This window comes from Pseudomonas sp. Y39-6 (assembly GCF_023651955.1).
GTDB lineage: Bacteria > Pseudomonadota > Gammaproteobacteria > Pseudomonadales > Pseudomonadaceae > Aquipseudomonas > Aquipseudomonas veronii.
The window spans coordinates 2,064,763-2,086,325 of sequence record NZ_CP069594.1; the positions used below are offsets into that span (position 1 = coordinate 2,064,763).

Sequence of the window (21,563 nt, forward strand, 5' to 3'; positions counted from 1 at the left end):
CTCCTGCCTATCCTGGAGAGCCCAGGCCGTTGAGTTGCATGTGCAGCAGGCGCTCCAGTTCCAGCATGCACTTTTCCAGGGTCTTGATGCCGGTTTCGATCACCGCCCGATCATCGCCGCGGGCGCAGGCCTGCTCCAGCGCTTCGCATTGCGCCGCCAGTACACTGGCCTGGACGATACGCGCGGCGCCCTTGATCTTGTGGGCCTGCTCGATGATGTCCTGCAGTGAAGCCTGCTGGGCCCACAACGTGACCAATATCTGGCGATCGTGACAACTGCTGCTCAGCAGTTCCTCAAGCAGCCGCCGAGTCAGTTGCGGATCGCCGCCCGTTAGCGCATCCAGGTGGCTGAGGTCGAGTCGCGGGCCGGACGGCTGCGGCGCGATCTGCGCCAGTTGCCGTTCCAGCGCCGTGAGGCTGATCGGTTTGAACAGGCAGTCGTTCATCCCGGCTTCGGCGCAGCGCAGCTTCTCTTCGGGCTGGGCGTTGGCGGTAAACCCCAGGACCACGCAGGGTGTCAGTTGCTCCCGCTGCTCATACTCACGGATCGAGCGGCTTAACTCATAGCCATTCATGATGGGCATGTTGCAGTCGGCGATCACCAGGTCGAAGTGTGCCTGGCGCCAGGCCTGGAACCCGGCGGCGCCATGTTGGGCTGCGGTGAACTGGTGGCCCAGGTAACCCAGTTGCTGGCACATCAGCAGGCGATTCGCCGGATGATCATCCACCACCAGCACGTTGAGCACCGGCGCCGGTGCGGGCGCAGCCGGCAGGGGTTCATCCGCGGCCTGGATGGGCTGCAGGCAGTTCATCTTCAGGCTGACATGCACCTGGGTGCCGACCATGGGCACGCTGCTCAGGCTCAGTTGCCCGCCCATCATCGCGCACAGGCTGCGGCAGATCACCAGCCCCAGGCCCGCGCCGCTGCGGGCCAATTGCCCGGAATTGTCGGCCTGGGCAAAGGGTTCGAACAGGCGCAACTGGTCGTCGCGGCTGATGCCGATCCCCGTGTCTTCGACCACCAGCTTCATTTCGACCTGCTGTGCCAATTCGGTGGCTTGCACCTGCACCTTGATCTTTACCTGCCCGCGCTCGGTGAACTTGATCGCATTGCTCACCAGGTTGGACAGCACCTGCTTGAAGCGCAGCGGGTCGATCAGCACGTCGGTGTCATCGAGTTCGGGCTTGAACTCCAGCAGCAAACTCAGGGTTTTCTGGCGTGCCAGGCCGTCGAACACCCGCACCACCGACTCGATCACTTCCCGCAGGTTCACACGCTCCGGTGCCAGGCTCAGGCGGCCGGATTCGATCCGCGCGATGTCCAGAATATCGCCGATCAGCTCCAGCAGGTCCTTGGCCGAGTGGTAGGCCACTTCGATCGCCGGGCGGTCGAGATGCCCCTGGTCGGCGCGCTTGAGGGTCAGTTCGAGCATGCCGATCACCGCGTTCATCGGGGTGCGGATTTCGTGGCTCATGGTTGCCAGAAAGGTGCTCTTGGCACGGTTGGCTTCGTCGGCACGTTCCTTGGCGGCGCGCAGCTCATCGAACAGCTGGCGTCGTTCGCTGATGTCGATCCAGCCGCCGATGATGCCCTGGACTTCGCCGGTGGAGTCGCGGTAGGGCAGTATCCAGTGGTAGATCGTCAGTTTTTTGCCATTGATGAGCAGGGTGCGATCAAGGATCAGCGGGTTGCCCTCGGCGACCACGCGCAGATAGTCGGCGTGATACTGAGCCGCTTCGGTTGCCTGGGCCGTGCTCATCTGCATCACACTTTTGCCGATGACCTCTTCGCGCTTGACGTCGAACACCTGCAGGTAGCTGTCGTTGCAGGTCTGCAACAGGCCGTTGCGGTCGCGGACATAGATCGGGTGCGGCGTTTCGTTGACCAGTGCGCGCATGAATTCGAACTGGTCGTTGAGGGCCCGTTCGGCCATCTTGCGGTGCTTGATCTCCCGGCGCATGTAGGCGTTCCAAGTCAGGGAAATCAGCAGCAGCAGGCCGGTGACGAGGATGATCTGGGCAATCAGGTGGTGGTAGTTGCGCCAGTAGCTGTCGGAGGCGGCGGCGTAGCCTCGCCAACGGCTGTTGATCACCCCGAGCTCATCGGGGGCGATGCTCAGCAGCGCCTTGTCGAGGATCGCGCTCAACTCGGTGGCACCCCGTGACGTGGCCAGCGCAAAGACTGCGGGGAGGGTGCCGATGCTGCCGCTGATCTGCAGTTTGTCCTGAAACACTTGGGAGGACAGGAAATAGTTGGCGACCACCAACGAGTTCACCGCGCCTTCCACATGCCCCTGGGCCAGGAGTTCCGAGGCCTTGAAGGTATCACTGGTTTCCACCAGGCGAATGTGCGGGAAATCCTTGCGCAGAAGGCTTTCCAGAGGGTTGCCTTGGGTGATCGCCAGGCGCTTGCCTGCCATCTGTTCAAGATTCGATGGGGCGTTGGGTTCCTTGCGCGTGAGCAATACGTAGGAGTTTTCCAGATAGGGACGACTGAAGTTCAGTTGAGCTTCCCGTTCCGTGCTGGGAATGATGGCGCCGATGAGGTCGGCTTTGCCGGTATCGATTTGCTCGATCATCGCGTTGACATCGCGTGCGCGCAGGATCTCGAAGCGCAACCCGGTGCGCAGGCGGATCAGCTCCAGGAGGTCGGCAGTGATGCCGCGGAAGTTGCCGTCGGCATCGAAGAAGGTCAATGGCGCGAAGGTTTCGTTGGCGATTACCCGGACCACTGGGTGCGTCTTCAGCCAGCGTTCTTCGCGTTGCGTCAGCTGCAGTTTTTGCGCGGTGAGCAGGATGTCGCTGCCCGCACTCCAGCGTTTGGCAATGCTCTCCTGCTCATTGGTCGGCACCGCCGCCAGCACCGCGTTGAGGATGCTCAAGAGGGTGTGCTGGTCCTGGCGCACGGCAAAGCTGAAACCATAGGCTTCGTGCTTGCCGAAGTTGGCCATGCGGATATTTTTAAGATAGCCCTTGTTGATCATGTAATGGGTGGAAATGGTATCGCCGAGAAACACATCCGCCTGGTCGAATGCCACTGCATTCAGGGCGTTCTGATAAGAGGGGTAGGTGTGGATGATCGCCTCGGGATACAGCTTCTCGACTTCGCCCAGCGGCAGGTAGTGATAGACCAGGCTCAGGCGCAGCCCGGCCAGGCCCTCACTGAGGCTGCGGGTTTCGCCCTCGCGTGTCACCAGCACTGGCTGGTCCACGGCATACGGTGCTGAAAGGGTGAGCAGCGGGTTGGTGGCCTCAAAGCCATTGGACGAGCCCAGCAGGTCGATTTCACCGGCTTCAAGCGCCTGGATGGAGGCTTCCCGGTTGGGGTAGCGCAGCACCCTGACGGGGAGCGCCAGCGCCTTGGCCAACAGCCCGGCGTAATCGGCCGTGAGCCCCTCATAGTCGCGTCCGCTGGCCGTGAGGTCGAAGGGCGGGTAGTCGGGAGCTGCCGCGCCGAGCACCAGTTCGCGTTTGTTCTGCAGCCACTGGCGTTGCGTCTTGTCCAGTTGAGTGTCCAGTTGAACGGCGCCTGCGCGGCTCAATAAGGTGAAGTGTTCCGGTTCCGTTTGAGCAGCGAGCACAGAGGTGCTCAAGCACACGCCTGCGCTCAATATGATCAGATAGTCCTTTATACGCCTGGGCATCCGCTTTCTCACACTAGCGCGTTTCGTTTTGCCAACTCGATAAGTTCTACCAAGGACTTGGCTTTGAGTTTTTGCATAAGCCTCTTTTTGTAGGTGCTGACGGTTTTGTTACTGAGAAACATACCTTTGGCAATTTCCTTGTTGGTGCGACCTTGTGCAAAAAGTTGCAAGACCATTAATTCGCGATCATTCACTGCCTTGAACAGTTCCAGTTCCTGGGAATTACTGTCCGGGCCGCAGGCGTTCAATGCCTGGCTGGGGAAGTAGTTGTAGCCGGATAATACAGCGCGGATGGCACTCAGCAGTTCACTCAGGTCGCCCTCTTTGCACACATAGCCGTCGGCGCCCGAGCGCATGCAGCGGGTGGCGAACAGGGTTGGGCATTGGGCCGTCAGAATCAGGGTTTTCATCGAAGTATTCATTGCGTTAAATCGGCACAGCACTTCGAGGCCATCAAGTTTTGGAATACTGATATCCAGAATGATCAGGTCTGGAAGGCATTCGCGAACCATTTGTATTGCATCACAACCGTTATCCGTTTCGCCGACGACTTTATAGCCTTCGTGTTCCAACAACATACGAATCGCCAGCCTGATAACAGGATGGTCATCAATGATGAAAACTGTGTTCATAATCACATTCCATGCAAGTGCAAATAAAGCGGGCACATTAGCTCAGAAGGCGAGGCGGGAGCATGGAGGTGAGGGGGCGTAGATACAGAACAGGAATATTCCTACATTAAAAAAGGTATTTCCTTACGATCTATCAAGGCTTTGTGGACGTCTGTTTCAGAATTCGGTCGGCGATGCGGGTTCGGGCCTTGGCCCACCGGTTAAGCGGTTATTGTGGTGAGTTTTTCCTATGTGGAGATGTTTAAATTCCTACATTTACAGCGGGCTTATCAGCGTCATTAGTTCGTCCCGGTTTAACGGTTTTGATAAATAACCAAGTAACGGCAAGTTACGTTGTAAGGCTTGAGTCTTCAGATTCGCCAGTTCGGGCAGGGGGAGGCCGCTCAGCAGGATCGCCCCTGCGATAAACCCCCGCCGACCGGCGATTTCGACTAACTCAAGCCCGGGCAGATCTGGCAGGCATTGGTCGCACAGCATGAGGTCGAAGGGCCGTTCGGACTGGGTCATCAAGCGGATCGCCTGTTCGGCGTTTTCCGCCAGGGTCAGGTGCTCGAAGCCGAAGCTGTTGAGCAGGCACTGGGTTGCCAGGAGCTGAAAGGGGTGATCCTCCACCAACAGGATGCGAAGGCAATTCTTGAACATAGGAAGGGCACACGGTGAGTCAAGCGGCGATTGGGCGGGGCGTAGGAAGGCGCCCTATGCCCTTTAAGAGCGTGCGTGATTATTCATCGGGTGTTTGTACTGATTCGATCAGGCCGCTCTGTTCCCTTCGTAGGTAGATTCTGTTCAGGCAACAGGCAGCTGGATCAGTCATCTATTGCGGGCTGGAACGCCCGGTCATTTCCCGCGCCATCTCGGTGGCGTAGCTGTCGGTCATGCCGGCGATGAAATCGATCATCCGCAGGAACGAGGCGTGCAGCGACCAGGCCGGGTCGGGGGCACTGTTGCCCAGCAAGTCGAGGATGCGCCGGTTCTTGAACGACGGCGTGCGCCCGCCGTGCTGTTCAAGCGCCGCCCCGCAGAAGGCGTTGAGGAGGATTTCCAGGGTGGTGTAGGCGCCGATTTCATGCAGGGTCTTGCGCTTGTCCTGGAAGATTTTCTTGCGCGCCATGTCCTTGGCATCCAGCACGCAGCGCTTGGCGGGGCCGTGCATATGCTCGACCAGATCACCGTGCAAGGTGCCGGCGAGCAAGGCGTCCTGTTGTTCGACGAAAGCGCGTGCGGCGGCGTTGGTCAGGTGTTCGATGGCTTTGCCGCGCAGGATCGCCAGTTTGCGCCGCCGTGAATCCTGGGCGCCCAGTTGCCGGTAGGTTTGCGGCAGGTCGTCGCCGACCAGGTCGAGCAGCAGCGACTCGACTTCGGCATATTGCAGCAAGTCCATTTCCAAGCCGTCTTCCAGGTCGATCAGCGCGTAGCAGATGTCGTCCGCGGCCTCCATCAAGTACACCAGCGGATGGCGCGCCCAGCGTTGTTCTTCCAGTTGCGGCAGGCCGAGCTTGTGGGCGATCTGCTCAAGGATCGGCAATTCGCTCTGGTAGCAGCCGAACTTGTGTTTCTTGTAGCCCAGGGAGTCGGCATGGCGGGCGGTCCACGGGTATTTCAGGTAGGTGCCCAAGGTCGCGTAGGTCAGCCGCGTGCCGCCGTCGAACTGGTGGTATTCCAGCTGGGTCAGCACCCTGAAGCCCTGGGCGTTGCCTTCGAAATTGAGGAAGTCATTGCGCTCGGCCACGCTCATGTCGTCCAGCCAGCCGCGCCCGGCGGCCTGCTGGAACCAATGGCGGATGGCGTCTTCGCCGGAGTGTCCGAAGGGCGGGTTGCCGATGTCGTGGGCCAGGCAGGCCGATTGCACCACCATGCCCAGGTCACTCGGGTCGCACCACTCGGGCAGGGCGCTGCGCAGGGTTTCGCCCACGCGCATGCCGAGGGAGCGGCCGACGCAGCTGACTTCCAGGGAGTGGGTCAGACGGGTGTGGATATGGTCGTTGCTCGACACCGGGTGGACTTGAGTCTTGCGCCCCAGGCGGCGGAACGCGCCGGAGAAAATGATGCGGTCATGGTCTTTGTGAAACGGGCTACGGCCCAATTCTTCCGGGCTGTGCAGGGGCTTTCCAAGACGTTCGCGAGTCAGCAGGGTGGGCCAATCCAAGGCGGGTACTCTCCGTGCGGTGAATGACTCGCCCAGCTTCCCGGTTCCGGGTGGGCGGAGCAAGCGAAAATCTACAGGCCGACCGCGTCGATATCGATTAACAGCAAGCGCTGACCGTTATCGAAGAATTGTCCGGCGGTCAGGCAATACTGGTTGGTGGTGGCGTCGCGGTAGGTCGAAGACAGCGTCAAGCGGCGCTCGTCCCAGCCTTCGGCCAGCAGATGATAGAAATACGGGCGCCACGACCAATTGTGGCCGAGGTAGCGGCTGTCGGCTTGCCAGGCGTCCTGGCGCCATTCGAAATTGGGGGTCAGTTGGGTGCCATGCCGGTCGCACTGGTAGAACCGCAGCAGCCAGGGATAATCCGGCAATTGCGGCAAATGGCTCAGCGGCGCCTGGCCCTGGGCCCAGGTCTGGAGGATTTTCATCAGTTCGGCCAGTTGTTGGCGCAATTGCATGATGCGTCCGCGTTCGGCGAGTTTTTTCTGCACGTAGGCGCCACGCAGTTGGGCGAAGCGCGGCACGAAAGCATCGGCGGCGAACCAGTCCAGTTGCGCCTGGGCAAACAGATAGCCCTGCACATACCGCGAGCCGCATTCCAGCGCAAAACTCAACTGCGCCTCGGTCTCCACCCCTTCGGCAATGATCCAGCAGCCGGTTTTTTCCGCCATTTGCGCCAGTGCCCGCACCACTTCACTGCTGGGGCCCCCTTTGGCGGCCTCCTGAAACAGGCGCATGTCCAGCTTGAGAATGTCCGGCTGCAACGCCAGCACGCGGTCGAGCTGCGAATAGCCGGCGCCGAAGTCATCGATGGCGATGCGCGCGCCGGCCTCGCGATAGCGCGCCACCACGTCGGCCAGGCGCTGGATATCGCCGCCCAGCTCAGTGATCTCGAACACGATGCGCTGTGGATCGACGCCGTGAGCCTGCACCTGTTGCAAACTGGGCAGGGCCTGGCCGGCACGCAGGCGATTGATCCAGCGCGGTGAGATATTCAGGCTCAGAAACCAGTCCTGCGGTACCTCGTGCAGACGGCTCAAGGCGTTGTCGCGGATCTGCCGGTCCAGGCGCCGCAAGGCCACGCCTGAGGTGCGCGGGTCGGCGAACAACGGGCCGACCGACAGCAGGCGACCGTCAGCCTGGCGCAGGCGGCCGAGAGCCTCGACGCCGGCGATGCGCCCGGTGGCGGTGTCGATGAAGGGTTGGAAGCAGGCGAGCGGTTGCCCGTCGATCACGGGGCCTCCTTAAAAACGTTGGCAACAAAGTGCCCGGCCCTCGTTGACGAGGGCCGGGCCGATTCTGTTTGCAAGAATGCAGCCAGCAGGCCTCAACCTTTGCGTGAGGCGCCCTGCATGGCTAATTTGATCAGTGGGATCAAACCGGCGCCCAGCCGCACCAGGCGGGTCAGGCTGCTGAGACTGCCGCCCTTGGCGCCCTTGCCGGTAAAGAAGCCGATCAGCGTCACTGCGGCCACGCCCCACAGCGGCGCATGCTTGATGCCCAGGCTGTCCTGCCAGTGCTGGCCCATGTTGCGCACCTTATTCAGGGGCGCCATCAGTTGCTGGGACTCGTGGCGGATTTCCTGGCGGTGCATTTCCATGCGCAGGCGGATCAATGCCTTGCGCATTTCCCGGCGCGAGTTGGTGGGTGGGATTTCAGTCAGGCTCATGGCAGCAGGCGCTCCCGGTCATTGGCCAGCTCTTCGAGGGTGGCGTGGAACGGCGTGGACTCATCGAACACCGCCGCCTTCAAGCGCACACCGCAGAATGCTGCGGCCAGGGTATAGAACACGCAGAGGCAGATGATTCCGGTCAGGCGGTAGCCGGTGTCCCACACCAGAATCATCACCAATGTCGACAACCCCACCAGCAACAGCAGGGCAAACACCAGGGCCAGCCCGGCAAACAGCAGCAGGCTGACGGTGCGCGCTTTCTGCTCCTGCAGCTCGATGCCGAACAGTTCGACATGGCTGTGCAGCAAGCCCAGTACGGCTGCGCCCAGGCGTCGGGACGTTGAACTTGGGCCCGTGGACGAGCCGGATTCGCCGATAGACATAGGATTAGCGCCTTGTAGCCAACAGACCGATCAAGAAGCCCACGCCAGCGGCAATGCCCACTGATTGCCAAGGGTTGGCCTGCACATAATCTTCGGTCGCGGTGACGGCGGCCTTGCTGCGGTCGCGCAGGGAGTCTTCGGTCAGTTGCAGGGTTTCACGGGCCTTGAGCAGGCTGTCGTGGATCTTGGCGCGCAGCTCGTCGGCCTGGTCACCGGCCAGGATGGCGGTGTCGTCCAGCAACTTTTCAGTATCACTGACCAGCGTTTGAAAATCCGCCATCAGTATTTCTTGAGCCGTCTGTGCTGTTTTGCTGGCCATGGTTATCTCCGTGAGTGGCTGATCGGTACGTGTGGTTTCGAGTCACCGGTATCGGTGAAGGTTCATTGCAAATGACTGGTACAGCTTTTGCTTTGCCTTGGTGCGCAGGCCCCTGGGTCTGCGCTGAATCTGGGCGGTTGGGCCGCAAACCGGTGAAAACCTTACCCTATATAACTGAAACTCGCGGAAAAACCCTGTCGGGAATGGCCGGTTGTGCTGATCGCTGCGCTAAAGCGGTTCACGCCCTCAGAAGAAGGGCGGAGCCGGTGGTACCAATTTAGTGCGCGAAATGCCGGTTTGAACCGCTTTGGTGCTTTTTGCCTTTATCGCAGGCCTGCCAACCTCCATGGAAAATCTGCAAAGCGCAGTGGACACCCTCGTCCACAGCTCCAACACCCTGTTCATTCTGATCGGTGCGGTCATGGTTTTGGCCATGCACGCCGGTTTTGCCTTCCTCGAAGTCGGCACCGTGCGTCAGAAGAACCAAGTCAACGCCCTGTCGAAAATCCTCAGTGACTTCGCGATCTCCACCCTGGCCTATTTCTTTATAGGCTATTGGATCTCTTATGGCGTGAGCTTCATGCAACCGGCGGCGGTGATCAGTGCCGATCACGGCTATGGTCTGGTGAAGTTCTTCTTCCTGCTGACCTTTGCCGCGGCGATTCCGGCGATCATTTCCGGGGGCATTGCCGAGCGTGCACGATTTGTTCCGCAACTGTGCGCTACCGCGCTGATCGTGGCGTTTATCTACCCGTTTTTCGAAGGCATGGTGTGGAACGGCAATTTCGGCGTGCAGGCCTGGTTGCTCGCGACCTTCGGTGCCAGCTTCCATGACTTCGCCGGTTCCGTGGTGGTGCATGCCATGGGCGGCTGGCTGGCGTTGGCGGCGGTGCTGTTGCTCGGGCCGCGCAACGGGCGTTATCGCGAAGGGCGCCTGGTCGCGTTTGCGCCGTCGAGCATCCCGTTCCTGGCGCTGGGCTCGTGGATTCTGATTGTCGGCTGGTTCGGCTTTAACGTGATGAGCGCACAAACCCTGAACGGCGTCAGCGGCCTGGTGGCGGTCAACTCGCTGATGGCCATGGTCGGGGGTACGGTTGCGGCGCTGGTGATTGGCCGCAATGACCCCGGCTTCCTGCACAACGGCCCGCTGGCCGGGCTGGTGGCGATTTGTGCCGGTTCCGACCTGATGCATCCGGTGGGCGCATTGGTCACGGGGGTTGTCGCCGGTGGCTTGTTTGTGTGGTGCTTCATTGCCGCCCAGGATCGCTGGAAGATCGACGATGTGCTGGGTGTCTGGCCGTTGCATGGCCTGTGTGGCGTGTGGGGTGGCATTGCCTGCGGCATCTTCGGCCAGACCGCCCTTGGCGGGTTGGGCGGGGTCAGCCTGATCAGCCAATTGATCGGCACCGCGTTGGGTGTGCTGGTGGCGTTTGCCGGCGGCCTGCTGGTGTATGGCGTGATCAAGCGCGTACACGGGCTGCGCCTGAGCCAGGAAGAGGAGTACTACGGCGCGGACCTGTCGATCCACAAGATCGGTGCGATCAGTCAGGATTGATCGGCGCCTCTTCGTCAGGGGCCGCCCGCGGGTAGAAGCCGTGCAGCAGACGGTAGCGGTTATGCCGCACCTCATCGACCCGCGCTTGCACCTGCTGGTCCGGCAGGCCCAGCAGGATCAGGGCGTGGGAGGCGAGCATCAGGCTCGACTCCAGCAGCTCGGGCACCACTTCGCTGGCGCCCGCGGCTTTCAGTTCGGCTAATTGGCTGTCGTCGCGGGTGCGTACCAGGATCGGTACGTCGGCGTTGATCCGGCGGGCTTCCTTCAGCACCAGCAGGGCGACTTCGGTGTTATCCACGGCGATCACCACCAGCCGCGCCCGCTCCAGGCCGACCGCGCTGAGCAGGGCGCCACGGCGGCAGTCGCCGTAATGCACGCTGTTGTCTTCGGTGGCGGCTTCCTGCACCCGTTCCGGGTTGTCATCCAGGGCGATAAACGCCTGTTTTTCGTGGTGCAGAAAGCGCCCGATGGATTGCCCGACGCGGCCATAGCCGCAGATCACCGCATGGTCGCGTAACTCGGCGTTGAGCGCGGTGATGGCTTCGAGTTGCACCTGCTGGTTGGGTTTACGGTGCAGGCGCAGGGCAATGCCCGGTGCCGCGCGCAGCAAAAGCGGGGTCAGCAGCATCGAGCAGAAGGTGGCGGCCAGCAGCAAGCCGTTGAACTCATCCGGAATCAGCCGGCTCTGTTGCATCTGCGCCATCAGCGCAAAACAGAACTCGCCGCCCTGGGCCAGGGCCAGGCCGCTGCGCCAGGCGGTTTCGCGGTCGCTGCCGCGCAGTTTGACCAGCGCCGCGACCACGCAGCCCTTGGTCAGCATCAGCGTGAAGGTCAGGCCGAGGATCAGCAGGCTGTGGCTGATGAACAGTTGCAGGTCGATGAGCATGCCGATGCTGACGAAAAACAGCCCCAGCAGAATGTCGCGAAACGGCCGGATATCCGCCTCGATCTGATGCCGGTAATGGCTTTCCCCCAGCAGCATGCCAGCCAGGAACGCACCAAGCGCCGGGGAGAGGCCCAGCAAGTGCGTGAGCCAGGCGGTCAGCAACACGATCACCAGCGCCAGCAGCACAAACAGCTCGGCCGAATGGGAGGCGGCGACTTCATGGAACAGACGCGGCAATAACCAGCGGCTGGCGAGCAACAGGCCGACGAACAACAACAATGTCTTGGCCAGCGTCAACGGCAGTGCCCAGTACCAGGCCTGCTCGCTGCCACCGGCGAACACCGGCACCAGGGTCAGCAGCAACACCGCCACTACATCCTGGAACAGCAGCACGCCAATCGCGTTCTGGCCGTGGCTGCTGAAGATTTCCCCGAGGCTGCTCAGCTCTTTGCTGACAATGGCCGTGGACGACAACGCCAGCCCCGCACCGAGCATCAAGGCGATGTTCGGCGACACGCCAAAGGCCATCAACAGGCCTCCCAGCAGCAACCCGCAGCCCAGCACTTGCAAGCTGCCCAGGCCAAATACCACGTGGCGCAGGGCGAACATCTTGCTCAGGGAGAACTCCAGGCCAAGGGAAAACAGCAGGAATACCACGCCCAGCTCGGCGAGGTCGGGCAGGTTTTCGCTGTCATTCACCCAGTCGAGGGCGGTCGGCCCCACGGCCAGGCCCACGCACAGGTAGCCCAGCACGGGCGGCAATTGCAGCCGGCGAAACAGCGCAATCACCACCAGGGATGAGGCCAGAATGATCAGCAGGTTGGCGAACACAAGCATCTCCGTTGCAGGGCGAGCGGACAAAAAGCCGCGAGAATCGCTGAATCAGTTATAGGGCATGATGATCTGGGTCAGGGTTTATCGGCTCGCCAGCGCTATAGAGTCGGCCTAAAATGGGCGCCTATCCCTGATCAGGTCCTGTCGTCATGCCTCCTGAATGCCAGTTGTTCACTACTCTGGGTTGCCATCTGTGTGAGCTCGCCGAAGCAGAAATCATGCCGTTGGTCGAACATGGGTTGCTGGTTGAGCTGGTGGATATCGCCGATTCCGAAGCCTTGTTTGAAGCCTATGGCCTAACGATTCCGGTGCTGCGCCGGGCGGATACCGGGGCTGAACTGGGGTGGCCGTTCGACACGGAGCAGGTGGTGGCCTTCCTATTCTAGCGCTTGGGCGATGGCAGCTTTCTCAATATTGGGTTACTGTATGTTTGTACAGCGATTGAATAGAGGGAACGCCCGTGGTGAATGTTGAACAACTGAAAAGCAGCGTTAATCGCATGTCCGCCGACGTCGTGCGCGATGCGGTGAACGAGCTGCGCCTCGACGGCCTGGTCACGGAAGGCAAGACGCCGTTTAACAAAGTGCATTTCAATACCTGCTTTGCCGAGATCGAAGCGCTGTTCCAGCGCGCCGGTTATCACAAGCAGTTGGATGTGGTGGGTTACCAGGGCTTGCTGTACGCGCTATATGATCCGGGCCGTTGGGAAGCGGTGGACGTGCTGCGCTGGCTCAAGGAATTTACCGAGGCCGCCAGTGCTTCGCCGATTCTGCGGGCGCAATTGGCCAAGGCCTGAGATCCGCCCTAGGCTCAATCCCGCTCCATGCGGGATAATGCCGGCCTGTTTCCCAGGCTTCGAGCATCTGCATGTCCACTTCCGGTTTTTCCGCGTCCCAGCATCAAGCCAGCACCTTGTACTTGCCGCCTGGCCCTTGGGCGACGGTGCTCGACTGCCTGTGCGAGCATTTCCCGGCGATCGGCCGCACGCAGTGGCTGGACCGCATCGCCCGTGGCCGGGTGCTGGATCTGCAGGGTAGCCCGATCCGCCAGGACCTGGCCTACAAGGAAGGCCTGTGCATCTACTACTTCCGCGAAGTGCCGAACGAAAAAGTCATCCCGGTGCAGGAAACCATCCTGTACGCCGACGAACACCTGGTGGTGGCGGACAAACCACACTTTCTGCCCGTCACCCCGGCGGGTGAGTACGTCGAGCAAACCCTGTTGCGCCGCCTGATCCGCCGCCTGGACAACCCGTCCCTGGTGCCTCTGCACCGCATCGACCGGCATACGGCGGGGCTGGTGCTGTTCTCGGCCAACCCGCAAAGCCGCTCGGCCTATCAGCAGTTGTTTCCCACGCGTCAAATCGACAAGTTCTACGAGGCCATCGCCCCGGCCTTGCCGAACCTGACCTTCCCGCTGGTCCACAAAAGCCGTCTGGTGGATGGCGAGCCGTTCTTTCGCATGCAGGAAGGGCCGGGCGCCAGCAACACCGAAACGGCCGTGGAAGTGCGCGAAACCCACGGCGACTTATGGCGCTATGGGCTGTTCCCTGTGACCGGCAAGAAGCACCAGTTGCGTGTACACATGACGGCGCTCGGCGCGAGCATTTGCAATGACCCGTTCTACCCCGAGGTGATCAAGGATGCCGTGGACGACTACGCCAATCCCTTGAAGCTGCTCGCCCAGGGGGTGCGTTTTATCGATCCGGTCACGGGTGCAGAACGCAGTTTCCGCAGCCAGATCACGCTCGACTGGTAACCGCAGAAACGACAAGGCCCGCGCGAGGCGGGCCTTGTATGCAAGCGTTGCGGCTTACAGGTCTTTAACGGTACGCACTTGATCCTTGTTGATGCGGGTGCGCTTGCCGTCAAGCTGTTCGAATTCGTAGAAACCCGTATCTTCATTGTATTTCGGGGTATCGACAGCCTGGATTTCGCGACCGTCATTCAGGGTGATCACTGTTGGCGAGGCGCAACCGGCAAGGGTAGCGAGGCCCAGTGCAAGCATGAAAGCGGCGATGGTCCGTTGAGTCATGAGTGTGTCTCCAAGAAAATTCTTTTTGATTGCTGACTGTGTGACGCGTGGCGCGTCGACAAAGTTCCTTGTGCGGGGTTCATTCTGACACGTCGGGCCTAGTGTGTAACAGCGCAGGCGTGTTCAGGTTGGCCAGGCGCGGGTCATCTGCCGGGCATTCCAGCCCGATGCCCCCCAACTGCAGGAAGATCTTGCGCGGGCTGCGCTCACCGGCTTGCCAGGCCTGTTCTACCGCGCTTTGCAGGTGGGTGGGGATGATGCAGATCAACGGTTCCCAGAATTCACCGTGGCGCACCATCACCGGCAGCCGCGGATTGCGCTGCGCCGTCTTGCGCAGGTCGGCGAGCAGTCGAGCGTCAAGATGCGGCACATCGCACGGCAAAATCAGTAAGTGCTCATGGCGGGCGGCGTTCAAGCCTGCGCGGATACCGGCCAGCGGCCCGGGGAAATCCGTACTGTCGTCACTCACCAACTGGTCGGCATACGGCGTGTAGCGGTCCGGGTTGCGGTTGCACGAGATGATCAGGTCGTCGGTCAGTGGGCGCACCAAGTGGTGCAAGTGCGCGATCAATGGCTGACCCTGCCATTCCAGCAAGCCTTTGTCTTGTCCGCCCATGCGTTGGCCGCGGCCACCGGCCAACAGCAGAATCGAACAGGGCAGAGGCGAAGAATCGTCGGGCATGGGGGTTCCGCAGCGGCAGGTAAATAGGGGCCTGTGATATAACATCGGGCTGTTCCTTCGACAACCGGACCGTGCCATGAAAGCCAAGGCAGATGCGCCCTTTGTACCCCTGAATATCGCTGTACTGACGGTCAGCGACACCCGCACCCTGGACACCGACACTTCGGGCCAGGTTTTCGTCGACCGCCTGATCGCCGCCGGCCACCTCCTGGCCGAGCGCGTGCTGCTCAAGGACGACCTCTACAAGATTCGCGCCCAGGTGGCCCACTGGATCGCCGAAGACGTGGTGCAGGTCGTGCTGATCACCGGTGGCACCGGCTTCACCGGCCGCGACAGCACGCCCGAAGCGGTGAGCTGCCTGCTCGACAAACAGGTCGATGGCTTTGGCGAGCTGTTCCGCCAGATCTCCGTGGCCGACATCGGCACCTCCACCGTGCAATCCCGCGCCCTGGCCGGCCTGGCCAACGGCACCCTGGTGTGCTGCCTGCCGGGTTCGACCAACGCCGTGCGTACCGGTTGGGACGGCATCCTCGCCGAGCAACTGGACAACCGTCACCGCCCCTGCAACTTCGTACCGCACCTGAAGCAGGCCGAACCCTGTGAATCCCGTGGATAAGCCGGGCAAGACCGGCGCCTTGATGCCGGTGGAAGAAGCCCTGCAGCGCTTGCTCGAGATGGCCGAGGCCGCGCCGATTCGCGAGCAGCAGGTATTGCCCCTGGCCGCGGGTGATGGCCGCGTACTGGCGCAGGATTTGATCTCCACCCTCGATCTGCCGCCGTGGCCCAACAGCGCCATGGACGGTTATGCCATGCGCCTGGCGGACTGGACGGGCGAACCGTTGGCGGTGAGCCAGCGCATCTTCGCCGGTCAGGCCCCCGCGCCATTGGCTGCCGGCACCTGCGCGCGCATCTTCACCGGGGCGCCCGTGCCGCAAGGCGCGGACTGCGTGGAAATGCAGGAAAACGCCGTGGTCCACGCCGACGCGCGTGTGAGCTTTACCGAGCCGTTGCATATCGGTCAGAACATTCGCCCGCAAGGGCAGGAAACCACCGTCGGCGAAGTGGTGCTGACCGCGGGCACGCGCCTGGGGCCGATCGAACTCGGCCTGGCTGCGTCCCTCGGTCTCGACCAATTGGCCGTGGTGCGCCGCGTGCGAGTCGCGGTGCTGTCCACCGGCGATGAGTTGATCGAGCCCGGCCTGCCCCTCGGCCCAGGGCAGATCTACAACAGCAACCGTCGCGTGCTGTGCAGTTGGCTGGAGCGCCTGGGATGCGAAGTGATCGATGCGGGCATTCTTCCCGATGACCTGGACCAGACGCGCACGTGTCTGGCGGGCCTGGGCGCGGTTGACTTGATTCTGTCGACCGGCGGTGTGTCGGTGGGCGAGGCGGATTTTCTCGGCATTGCCCTGCGTGAAGAAGGCGAGCTGGCCTTGTGGAAGCTCGCGATCAAACCGGGCAAGCCGCTGACCTTCGGCCATTTCCGTGGCGTGCCGGTGATCGGCCTGCCGGGCAATCCGGCGTCGACGCTGGTGACGTTTGCCCTGTTGGCACGCCCCTATCTGCTGCGCCGCCAAGGTGTGGCGGAGGTCGAGCCGCTGCGGTTCGAGGTGCCGGCGGGGTTCGTCTGGCCCAAACCGGGCAACCGCCGCGAATATTTGCGCGGGCGCATCGAGCAGGGCAAGGCGGTCATCTATCGCAACCAGAGCTCCGGCGTGCTGCGCAGCGCGGCGTGGGCGCAAGGGTTGGTGGAGGTGCTGGAAGGGACGACGCTGGCGATGGGCGACCGGGTGAATTTCATTCCCCTGAGCGAAGTCCTGAACTGAAGCCGATCTGAATGTGGGAGGGGCAAGCCCCCTCCCACATTTGGATTGTTGTTTGTCTGGGGCTACTCAGTAGTCGTCGCCACGCTCGGTGACATCGCGCTCGACCGGCGCGGCGTGCGGGTCATATCCCTGTGGAAACTTGCCCTTCAGCGTCCAGGCAAACGCAATGATCTCGGCGATCGTGCGGTACAACTCTTCCGGGATACTGTCGCCCAGTTCCATGCGCGCCAGCAGCTTCACCAGCTCGGCGTTTTCATAGATGGGCACTTCGTTTTCCCGCGCCAGCTTGAGGATCGCTTCGGCCAGGGCATCGTCGCCCTTGGCGGTCAGGGTTGGCGCTTGTTGGCCGTCATACTTGAGGGCGATGGCCTGGCGCGGTGGGTTGGCGTTGTTCATGCGGTTTCGTCCACCCAGCGTTGCTCCAATCCGGTTTTCGGCCCGCGTGGCGGCGTGCCGAGGTGGCAGTCGAGGTCGCCGACATTGATGCCCGACGTCACCAGGCGCTCGCGCAAACTGCCCAAGTGACTTTCGATCAAACTGGCGGTGAACGGTCGCGTCGCCCACAACTGGCTCGACAGTTTGCCCTGCGACAACTGCGCCTGGACCTGCAAGGGCCCCAGCGGCTCCATGTCGAAGGCCAGTTCCACGCGCCAGAGCATCTGCTTGGGGTCTTTTTTGTCCTTGCGTTCAGGCTGGTCCTTGTCCTGCGCGGGCTCTTCGCGCTGGAACTTGACCTGCAGCGGCACGATGTCCTGCAGGGTCCGCATGGGGATTTCCAGCTGCCAGGTGGTTTGCAGGCGGCCGTCGGCGGTGGTGCCGGTCTGTTCCAGGCTCGACAGCTGATGGCTCTGTAACCGCGAGATGGCCCCGGCGGCCAGGCGCAGCAGGTTTTCCAGGTCGCCTTCGCCTTCCAGGCGTTGCATCAGCCGTTCCGGCAATGGAAAACCGGCGGGTGCCTGGCGGGCGCTGATCTGCCCGAGGGTGTTCAGCGGGCTGCGCACGAAGTTGGGCAGTATCTGGGCCAGGGTGTTGGCGGCGAGGATGGCAGTGAGGTTGGTGCTGACGGGCAGGGCGGGCAGCAGATCGGCGACCAGGCGCAACAGCGCGCCTTTCATATCCAGCGGTGGAATTTGCGGGTTTTGCCCGGCCAGCAACTTGGCTTCAAGAAACGCGCCGCTGTTCTGGATGACTTGCGCCAGCACCTTGGGATTGCTGACCTGTGCCAGGTCGGGCAATGCCGCGAGCAGCCGCGTGGCGGCCGAGCGCAGTTCGACGGACGTACTGTCGTCCTGGGGCAGGCGTTGCAACGCGGTGAACACCGCATCCAACGAGCCCTGGCGACTTTGCTGGGTGGCGAGTTGCTGGGTCACGGCCAGTTGATCCTTGAGCCCGCTCAAGGGCACAAAGTTCAGGGTCTGCGTGTCCTGTACCACGGCGCTGAGCAGGCTGCCGACGCGTAGCGGTTGCGGGCTTTCCAGGGTCAGGGTCGTGCCGGCCAGGGCGCTGTTGAGGACTGTCACCAACGAACGGTAGATCGTCGGTTGCGTGGTGCCTTGGGGCAGCGCTTGGCTGGTCAGGACTTTGGCTTGCAGCAAGGTGCCCGCCGGCATTTGTGTGGTGTCGATGTGGGTGAGGGCGGCGACGTTGGCGCTCAAGGCCTGCTGCAGGCTGAGGGTCAGGTTACCGGCGGACGTCTGGCTCACCGCCACATTGCTGCCCAGCGGCAAGGGTTGCGGGCTGCTGGCCTGCACCAGCGTCTGGCGGCCACCGTCGAGGGTCAATTTGAGCAGCAACTGAAAGGCTTCGCCGCCTTGTTTAAGTGCGATGACTTCGGCGTTCGCGGTTTTTCCCGGGTCGATCAAGCCGATCTGCGGCTCCAGCAGTTTCAGCAACTCACCGGTTGCTGGCGCCGGCGCAGGGGCCGGCCCGGCTGTCGGGGCAGGAGAAAGCGTAGGAAGGTTGATCTCACCGGTCATCGTGCGTGTCGTCTCAGGGGAAATAGCCCTCTTTAGCGTAGGGCATCGCATGTATAATGCGGCCCGTCTGCCATGAGAGCGGTAAAAACCTCACAACTATTTGATCCAGCTCTCTAAAATCGGTCGCCAAAGCCGTTATTGTGCTCCTTTCTATAACGGCCGCAGCACCGCCGACTTGAACCGTAAAGGCCCGCGATCTTTTGACCAGCCCTCTTCTTGAAGCCGTAGCGCTTGCCTGTGAACGCGACCTGCGCCTGCTGTTCGAGCACCTCGACCTGCGCCTGGCGGGCGGTGACATGGTGCAGATCAGCGGGCCCAACGGCAGCGGCAAGACTAGCCTCCTGCGTTTGCTGGCCGGGTTGATGCAGCCCACGGCGGGCGAAGTGCGGCTCAACGGCAAGCCCCTGAACGAACAACGCACCGAGCTGGCCCGCAACCTCACCTGGATCGGCCACGCCGCCGGGATCAAAGACGTGCTCAGCGCCGAGGAAAACCTCAGTTGGCTCAGCGCCCTGCATCATCCGGCCAGCCGCGAGGCGATCTGGCAGGCACTCGCCGCCGTCGGCCTCAAGGGCTTCGAAGATGTGCCCTGTCACACCTTGTCGGCCGGCCAGCAGCGCCGCGTGGCCCTGGCGCGCCTGTATCTGCCCGGCCCGCCGCTGTGGATTCTCGACGAACCCTTCACCGCCCTCGACAAACAAGGCGTCGCCCAGTTGGAAGAACACCTGGCGCGGCATTGTGAGCAGGGCGGCCTCGTCGTGCTGACGACGCACCACAGCCTGACGCGCCTGCCCGCCGGTTACCGCGAGCTGGACCTGGGGCGGTGGTCGGTATGAGTGTGTTCGCGCTGTTGGTGGCCCGCGAGGCGCGGCTGTTGTGCCGGCGCCCGGCCGAACTGGCCAATCCGCTGGTGTTCTTTGCGATTGTCATCGCGTTGTTCCCGCTGGCGGTCGGCCCCGAGACTAAACTGTTGCAAACCTTGTCTCCGGGACTGGTGTGGGTGGCGGCCCTTTTGTCCGTGCTGCTCTCGCTGGACGGGCTGTTTCGCAGTGATTTCGAGGACGGTTCCCTGGAACAGTGGGTCCTTTCGTCGCACCCCCTGCCACTTCTGGTATTGGCCAAGGTACTGGCACACTGGGCGTTTTCCGGCCTGGCGCTGGTGTTGCTCTCGCCGTTGCTGGCAATGATGCTAGGGTTGCCCAGTGAATGCCTGCCGGTATTGCTCATGTCCTTGTTGCTCGGCACGCCGGCGCTCAGCCTGTTGGGAGCGGTGGGCGCGGCGCTGACGGTGGGTTTGAAACGCGGCGGCCTGCTGCTGGCCTTGTTGATTCTGCCTTTGTATATCCCGGTGTTGATCCTCGGCAGCGGCGCTTTGCAAGCCGCGCTCATGGGCATGCCGGCGACCGGTTACCTCCTGTGGCTTGGCAGCCTGACCGCCCTGGCGGTAACCCTGACACCCTTTGCCATAGCCGCCGGCCTGAAGATCAGCGTCGGCGAATAATGAAGTCGGGTTACGCGTAACCCGTTCTTCAACATAAGAAAGACCCTACGCTTCTTGCAAACACAAGACGCAACCGTGATGGAAACAGCAATGAACTGGACCTGGTTTCACAAGCTCGGCTCGCCCAAATGGTTTTACGGCATCAGCGGCAAGCTGCTGCCGTGGTTGAGCATCGCCGCCGTAGTGCTGATCGGCCTCGGCCTGGTCTGGGGCCTGGCCTTCGCGCCGCCGGATTACCAGCAGGGCAACAGCTTTCGCATCATCTATATCCACGTGCCTACCGCAATGCTGGCTCAGTCCTGCTACGTGATGCTGGCGGTGTGCGGCATCGTCGGCCTGGTGTGGAAGATGAAACTCGCGGACGTCGCCCTGCAATGCGCCGCGCCCATCGGTGCGTGGATGACCGCCGTGTCGCTGGTCACCGGCGCGATCTGGGGCAAACCCACCTGGGGCTCGTGGTGGGTGTGGGATGCACGACTAACGTCCATGTTGATCCTGCTGTTTCTGTACTTCGGTCTGATTGCCCTGGGCAACGCGATCAGCAATCGTGACAGCGCCGCCAAGGCCTGTGCGGTGCTGGCGATTGTCGGTGTGATCAACATCCCGATCATCAAATACTCGGTGGAGTGGTGGAACACCCTGCACCAGGGCGCCACCTTCACCCTCACCGAAAAACCGGCGATGCCCGTGGAAATGTGGGCGCCGCTGTTGCTGATGGTGCTGGGGTTCTACTGCTTCTTCGGCGCTGTGCTGCTGATGCGGATGCGCCTTGAAGTGCTCAAGCGTGAAGCACGCGCCAGTTGGGTCAAGGCCGAAGTGCAGAGCAGCCTGGGAGCGCGTGGATGAGTTTTGCTTCTTTCAGTGATTTTCTCGCCATGGGCCACCATGGCCTGTATGTCTGGACGGCCTATGGCATCTGCCTGGCGGTACTGGCCCTCAACGTTGCCGTGCCGATCCTGGCCCGCAAGCGTTACCTGCAACAAGAGGCGCGTCGTCTGCGCCGGGAGACCGAAAAGTGAATCCGCTGCGTAGAAAGCGTCTGTTGATCATCCTTGCCATTCTGGCCGGCGTCGGTATTGCCGTGGGCCTGGCGATGAGCGCCCTGCGGGAGAACATCAACCTGTTCTACACCCCAACCCAGATCGCCAACGGCGAAGCACCGCTGGACACGCGCATCCGCGCCGGCGGCATGGTGGAGAAGGGCTCGTTGAAACGCTCCGGCGATTCTCTCGACGTCACCTTCGTGGTCACCGACTTCAACAAGGCCGTGACCATTACGTATCGCGGCATCCTCCCGGACCTGTTCCGCGAAGGCCAGGGCATCGTCGCCCTGGGCAAACTGAATGCCGATGGCGTGGTGGTGGCCGATGAAGTACTGGCCAAGCACGATGAGAAATACATGCCGCCGGAAGTCACCAAAGCGTTGAAAGACAGCGGCCAAACCGCTCCAACTCCAGCCAAGGAGGGCTAAGTG

The 21,563-nt window shown here is 61.9% G+C and carries 24 protein-coding genes; 11 read left to right on the forward strand and 13 right to left on the reverse strand.

From position 1 onward, the window contains the following. Positions 1-7: 7 nt before the first annotated feature. From JN756_RS09475 to JN756_RS09510, 8 genes are all read right to left on the reverse strand, one after another. On the reverse strand, positions 8-3,643 hold the full coding sequence (locus JN756_RS09475; RefSeq protein WP_201022051.1) for a transporter substrate-binding domain-containing protein: 3,636 nt from the start codon (positions 3,641-3,643) through the stop codon (positions 8-10). Between the two features lie 8 nt (positions 3,644-3,651). Beyond that, positions 3,652-4,275: a response regulator transcription factor gene (locus JN756_RS09480; RefSeq protein ID WP_017849417.1), complete on the reverse strand. Its 624-nt coding sequence runs from the start codon at positions 4,273-4,275 to the stop codon at positions 3,652-3,654. A 255-nt stretch (positions 4,276-4,530) separates the two neighbouring features. Continuing rightward, on the reverse strand, positions 4,531-4,917 hold the full coding sequence (locus JN756_RS09485; RefSeq protein WP_017849418.1) for a response regulator: 387 nt from the start codon (positions 4,915-4,917) through the stop codon (positions 4,531-4,533). Between the two features lie 172 nt (positions 4,918-5,089). Further along, positions 5,090-6,421 carry a deoxyguanosinetriphosphate triphosphohydrolase gene (locus JN756_RS09490; RefSeq protein ID WP_017849419.1) on the reverse strand — a complete coding sequence of 444 codons (1,332 nt, stop codon included), beginning with the start codon at positions 6,419-6,421 and terminating at the stop codon, positions 5,090-5,092. A gap of 71 nt (positions 6,422-6,492) precedes the next feature. Beyond that, a complete protein-coding gene (locus JN756_RS09495) occupies positions 6,493-7,656 on the reverse strand; it encodes an EAL domain-containing protein (protein ID WP_126587920.1) in 1,164 nt (387 codons plus the stop codon). 92 nt (positions 7,657-7,748) lie between these two features. Then, positions 7,749-8,090, reverse strand: coding sequence for a hypothetical protein (locus JN756_RS09500; RefSeq protein WP_017849421.1), 342 nt, complete (start codon positions 8,088-8,090; stop codon positions 7,749-7,751). Beyond that, complete coding sequence (locus tag JN756_RS09505; protein ID WP_017849422.1) at positions 8,087-8,476, reverse strand: phage holin family protein; 390 nt, start codon at positions 8,474-8,476, stop codon at positions 8,087-8,089. Before JN756_RS09505 ends, JN756_RS09500 begins: the two co-directional genes overlap by 4 nt. A 4-nt stretch (positions 8,477-8,480) precedes the next feature. After that, the gene (locus JN756_RS09510) at positions 8,481-8,795 is read right to left on the reverse strand and encodes an ElaB/YgaM/YqjD family protein (RefSeq protein ID WP_017849423.1); all 315 of its coding nucleotides are present in this window, start codon (positions 8,793-8,795) and stop codon (positions 8,481-8,483) included. Positions 8,796-9,141: 346 nt separating this feature from the next. On the opposite strand from JN756_RS09510, the gene JN756_RS09515 reads away from it, so the two are divergent. Next, complete coding sequence (locus tag JN756_RS09515) at positions 9,142-10,350, forward strand: ammonium transporter (RefSeq protein ID WP_026140339.1); 1,209 nt, start codon at positions 9,142-9,144, stop codon at positions 10,348-10,350. On the opposite strand, the gene JN756_RS09520 is transcribed toward JN756_RS09515, so the two are convergent. Next, positions 10,337-12,067: a cation:proton antiporter gene (locus JN756_RS09520; RefSeq protein WP_026140340.1), complete on the reverse strand. Its 1,731-nt coding sequence runs from the start codon at positions 12,065-12,067 to the stop codon at positions 10,337-10,339. The two genes, JN756_RS09515 and JN756_RS09520, sit on opposite strands and share 14 nt — an antisense overlap. Positions 12,068-12,219: 152 nt before the next feature. Between JN756_RS09520 and JN756_RS09525 the strand changes: the two genes are divergently transcribed. From JN756_RS09525 to JN756_RS09535, 3 genes are all read left to right on the forward strand, one after another. Continuing rightward, positions 12,220-12,456, forward strand: coding sequence for a glutaredoxin family protein (locus JN756_RS09525; protein WP_201022052.1), 237 nt, complete (start codon positions 12,220-12,222; stop codon positions 12,454-12,456). Positions 12,457-12,530: 74 nt separating this feature from the next. Beyond that, positions 12,531-12,866 (forward strand): hypothetical protein, encoded by a 336-nt coding sequence (locus JN756_RS09530; RefSeq protein ID WP_017529348.1) that lies wholly within the window; start codon positions 12,531-12,533, stop codon positions 12,864-12,866. 71 nt (positions 12,867-12,937) lie between these two features. Continuing rightward, entirely contained in the window at positions 12,938-13,828 is an 891-nt protein-coding gene (locus JN756_RS09535; protein ID WP_128192182.1) for a pseudouridine synthase, read from the forward strand. Positions 13,829-13,882: 54 nt separating this feature from the next. Here JN756_RS09535 and JN756_RS09540 read toward each other — a convergent pair whose 3' ends face one another. Both JN756_RS09540 and mobA read right to left on the reverse strand, forming a co-directional pair. Continuing rightward, positions 13,883-14,104 carry a YgdI/YgdR family lipoprotein gene (locus JN756_RS09540; RefSeq protein ID WP_017849428.1) on the reverse strand — a complete coding sequence of 74 codons (222 nt, stop codon included), beginning with the start codon at positions 14,102-14,104 and terminating at the stop codon, positions 13,883-13,885. A gap of 79 nt (positions 14,105-14,183) precedes the next feature. Then, a complete protein-coding gene (gene mobA / locus JN756_RS09545) occupies positions 14,184-14,786 on the reverse strand; it encodes a molybdenum cofactor guanylyltransferase MobA (protein WP_046384223.1) in 603 nt (200 codons plus the stop codon). A 76-nt stretch (positions 14,787-14,862) separates the two neighbouring features. Here mobA and moaB point away from each other — a divergent pair, with 76 nt between their 5' ends. Both moaB and JN756_RS09555 read left to right on the forward strand, forming a co-directional pair. Continuing rightward, positions 14,863-15,402, forward strand: coding sequence for a molybdenum cofactor biosynthesis protein B (gene moaB / locus JN756_RS09550; RefSeq protein ID WP_017849430.1), 540 nt, complete (start codon positions 14,863-14,865; stop codon positions 15,400-15,402). Beyond that, complete coding sequence (locus JN756_RS09555; RefSeq protein ID WP_177033697.1) at positions 15,386-16,612, forward strand: molybdopterin molybdotransferase MoeA; 1,227 nt, start codon at positions 15,386-15,388, stop codon at positions 16,610-16,612. The genes moaB and JN756_RS09555 overlap by 17 nt, the downstream gene beginning before the upstream one ends. A 66-nt stretch (positions 16,613-16,678) precedes the next feature. On the opposite strand, the gene JN756_RS09560 is transcribed toward JN756_RS09555, so the two are convergent. Beyond that, complete coding sequence (locus JN756_RS09560) at positions 16,679-17,008, reverse strand: EscU/YscU/HrcU family type III secretion system export apparatus switch protein (RefSeq protein ID WP_177030670.1); 330 nt, start codon at positions 17,006-17,008, stop codon at positions 16,679-16,681. Then, the gene (fliK, locus tag JN756_RS09565) at positions 17,005-18,588 is read right to left on the reverse strand and encodes a flagellar hook-length control protein FliK (protein ID WP_201022053.1); all 1,584 of its coding nucleotides are present in this window, start codon (positions 18,586-18,588) and stop codon (positions 17,005-17,007) included. Before fliK ends, JN756_RS09560 begins: the two co-directional genes overlap by 4 nt. A 200-nt stretch (positions 18,589-18,788) precedes the next feature. Between fliK and ccmA the strand changes: the two genes are divergently transcribed. From ccmA to ccmE, 5 genes are all read left to right on the forward strand, one after another. Next, complete coding sequence (gene ccmA / locus JN756_RS09570) at positions 18,789-19,424, forward strand: cytochrome c biogenesis heme-transporting ATPase CcmA (protein WP_017849434.1); 636 nt, start codon at positions 18,789-18,791, stop codon at positions 19,422-19,424. After that, complete coding sequence (gene ccmB, locus JN756_RS09575) at positions 19,421-20,089, forward strand: heme exporter protein CcmB (RefSeq protein WP_017849435.1); 669 nt, start codon at positions 19,421-19,423, stop codon at positions 20,087-20,089. The genes ccmA and ccmB overlap by 4 nt, the downstream gene beginning before the upstream one ends. Positions 20,090-20,179: 90 nt before the next feature. Further along, positions 20,180-20,935, forward strand: coding sequence for a heme ABC transporter permease (locus tag JN756_RS09580; protein WP_017849436.1), 756 nt, complete (start codon positions 20,180-20,182; stop codon positions 20,933-20,935). Further along, positions 20,932-21,108: a heme exporter protein CcmD gene (ccmD, locus tag JN756_RS09585; RefSeq protein ID WP_017849437.1), complete on the forward strand. Its 177-nt coding sequence runs from the start codon at positions 20,932-20,934 to the stop codon at positions 21,106-21,108. Before JN756_RS09580 ends, ccmD begins: the two co-directional genes overlap by 4 nt. Then, the gene (ccmE, locus tag JN756_RS09590) at positions 21,105-21,560 is read left to right on the forward strand and encodes a cytochrome c maturation protein CcmE (protein ID WP_017849438.1); all 456 of its coding nucleotides are present in this window, start codon (positions 21,105-21,107) and stop codon (positions 21,558-21,560) included. Before ccmD ends, ccmE begins: the two co-directional genes overlap by 4 nt. Positions 21,561-21,563 lie beyond the last annotated feature (3 nt).

What these genes read in the sequence shown, in the direction of transcription:
- JN756_RS09475 (WP_201022051.1), bottom strand. Translation starts at nt 3,643, where the DNA reads ATGCCCAGGCGTATAAAGGACTATCTGATCATATTGAGCGCAGGCGTG.
- JN756_RS09480 (WP_017849417.1), bottom strand. Translation starts at nt 4,275, where the DNA reads ATGAACACAGTTTTCATCATTGATGACCATCCTGTTATCAGGCTGGCG.
- JN756_RS09485 (WP_017849418.1), bottom strand. Translation starts at nt 4,917, where the DNA reads ATGTTCAAGAATTGCCTTCGCATCCTGTTGGTGGAGGATCACCCCTTT.
- JN756_RS09500 (WP_017849421.1), bottom strand. Translation starts at nt 8,090, where the DNA reads ATGAGCCTGACTGAAATCCCACCCACCAACTCGCGCCGGGAAATGCGC.
- JN756_RS09505 (WP_017849422.1), bottom strand. Translation starts at nt 8,476, where the DNA reads ATGTCTATCGGCGAATCCGGCTCGTCCACGGGCCCAAGTTCAACGTCC.
- JN756_RS09510 (WP_017849423.1), bottom strand. Translation starts at nt 8,795, where the DNA reads ATGGCCAGCAAAACAGCACAGACGGCTCAAGAAATACTGATGGCGGAT.
- JN756_RS09515 (WP_026140339.1), top strand. Translation starts at nt 9,142, where the DNA reads ATGGAAAATCTGCAAAGCGCAGTGGACACCCTCGTCCACAGCTCCAAC.
- JN756_RS09525 (WP_201022052.1), top strand. Translation starts at nt 12,220, where the DNA reads ATGCCTCCTGAATGCCAGTTGTTCACTACTCTGGGTTGCCATCTGTGT.
- JN756_RS09535 (WP_128192182.1), top strand. Translation starts at nt 12,938, where the DNA reads ATGTCCACTTCCGGTTTTTCCGCGTCCCAGCATCAAGCCAGCACCTTG.
- JN756_RS09540 (WP_017849428.1), bottom strand. Translation starts at nt 14,104, where the DNA reads ATGACTCAACGGACCATCGCCGCTTTCATGCTTGCACTGGGCCTCGCT.
- mobA (WP_046384223.1), bottom strand. Translation starts at nt 14,786, where the DNA reads ATGCCCGACGATTCTTCGCCTCTGCCCTGTTCGATTCTGCTGTTGGCC.
- moaB (WP_017849430.1), top strand. Translation starts at nt 14,863, where the DNA reads ATGAAAGCCAAGGCAGATGCGCCCTTTGTACCCCTGAATATCGCTGTA.
- JN756_RS09560 (WP_177030670.1), bottom strand. Translation starts at nt 17,008, where the DNA reads ATGAACAACGCCAACCCACCGCGCCAGGCCATCGCCCTCAAGTATGAC.
- fliK (WP_201022053.1), bottom strand. Translation starts at nt 18,588, where the DNA reads ATGACCGGTGAGATCAACCTTCCTACGCTTTCTCCTGCCCCGACAGCC.
- ccmB (WP_017849435.1), top strand. Translation starts at nt 19,421, where the DNA reads ATGAGTGTGTTCGCGCTGTTGGTGGCCCGCGAGGCGCGGCTGTTGTGC.
- JN756_RS09580 (WP_017849436.1), top strand. Translation starts at nt 20,180, where the DNA reads ATGAACTGGACCTGGTTTCACAAGCTCGGCTCGCCCAAATGGTTTTAC.
- ccmD (WP_017849437.1), top strand. Translation starts at nt 20,932, where the DNA reads ATGAGTTTTGCTTCTTTCAGTGATTTTCTCGCCATGGGCCACCATGGC.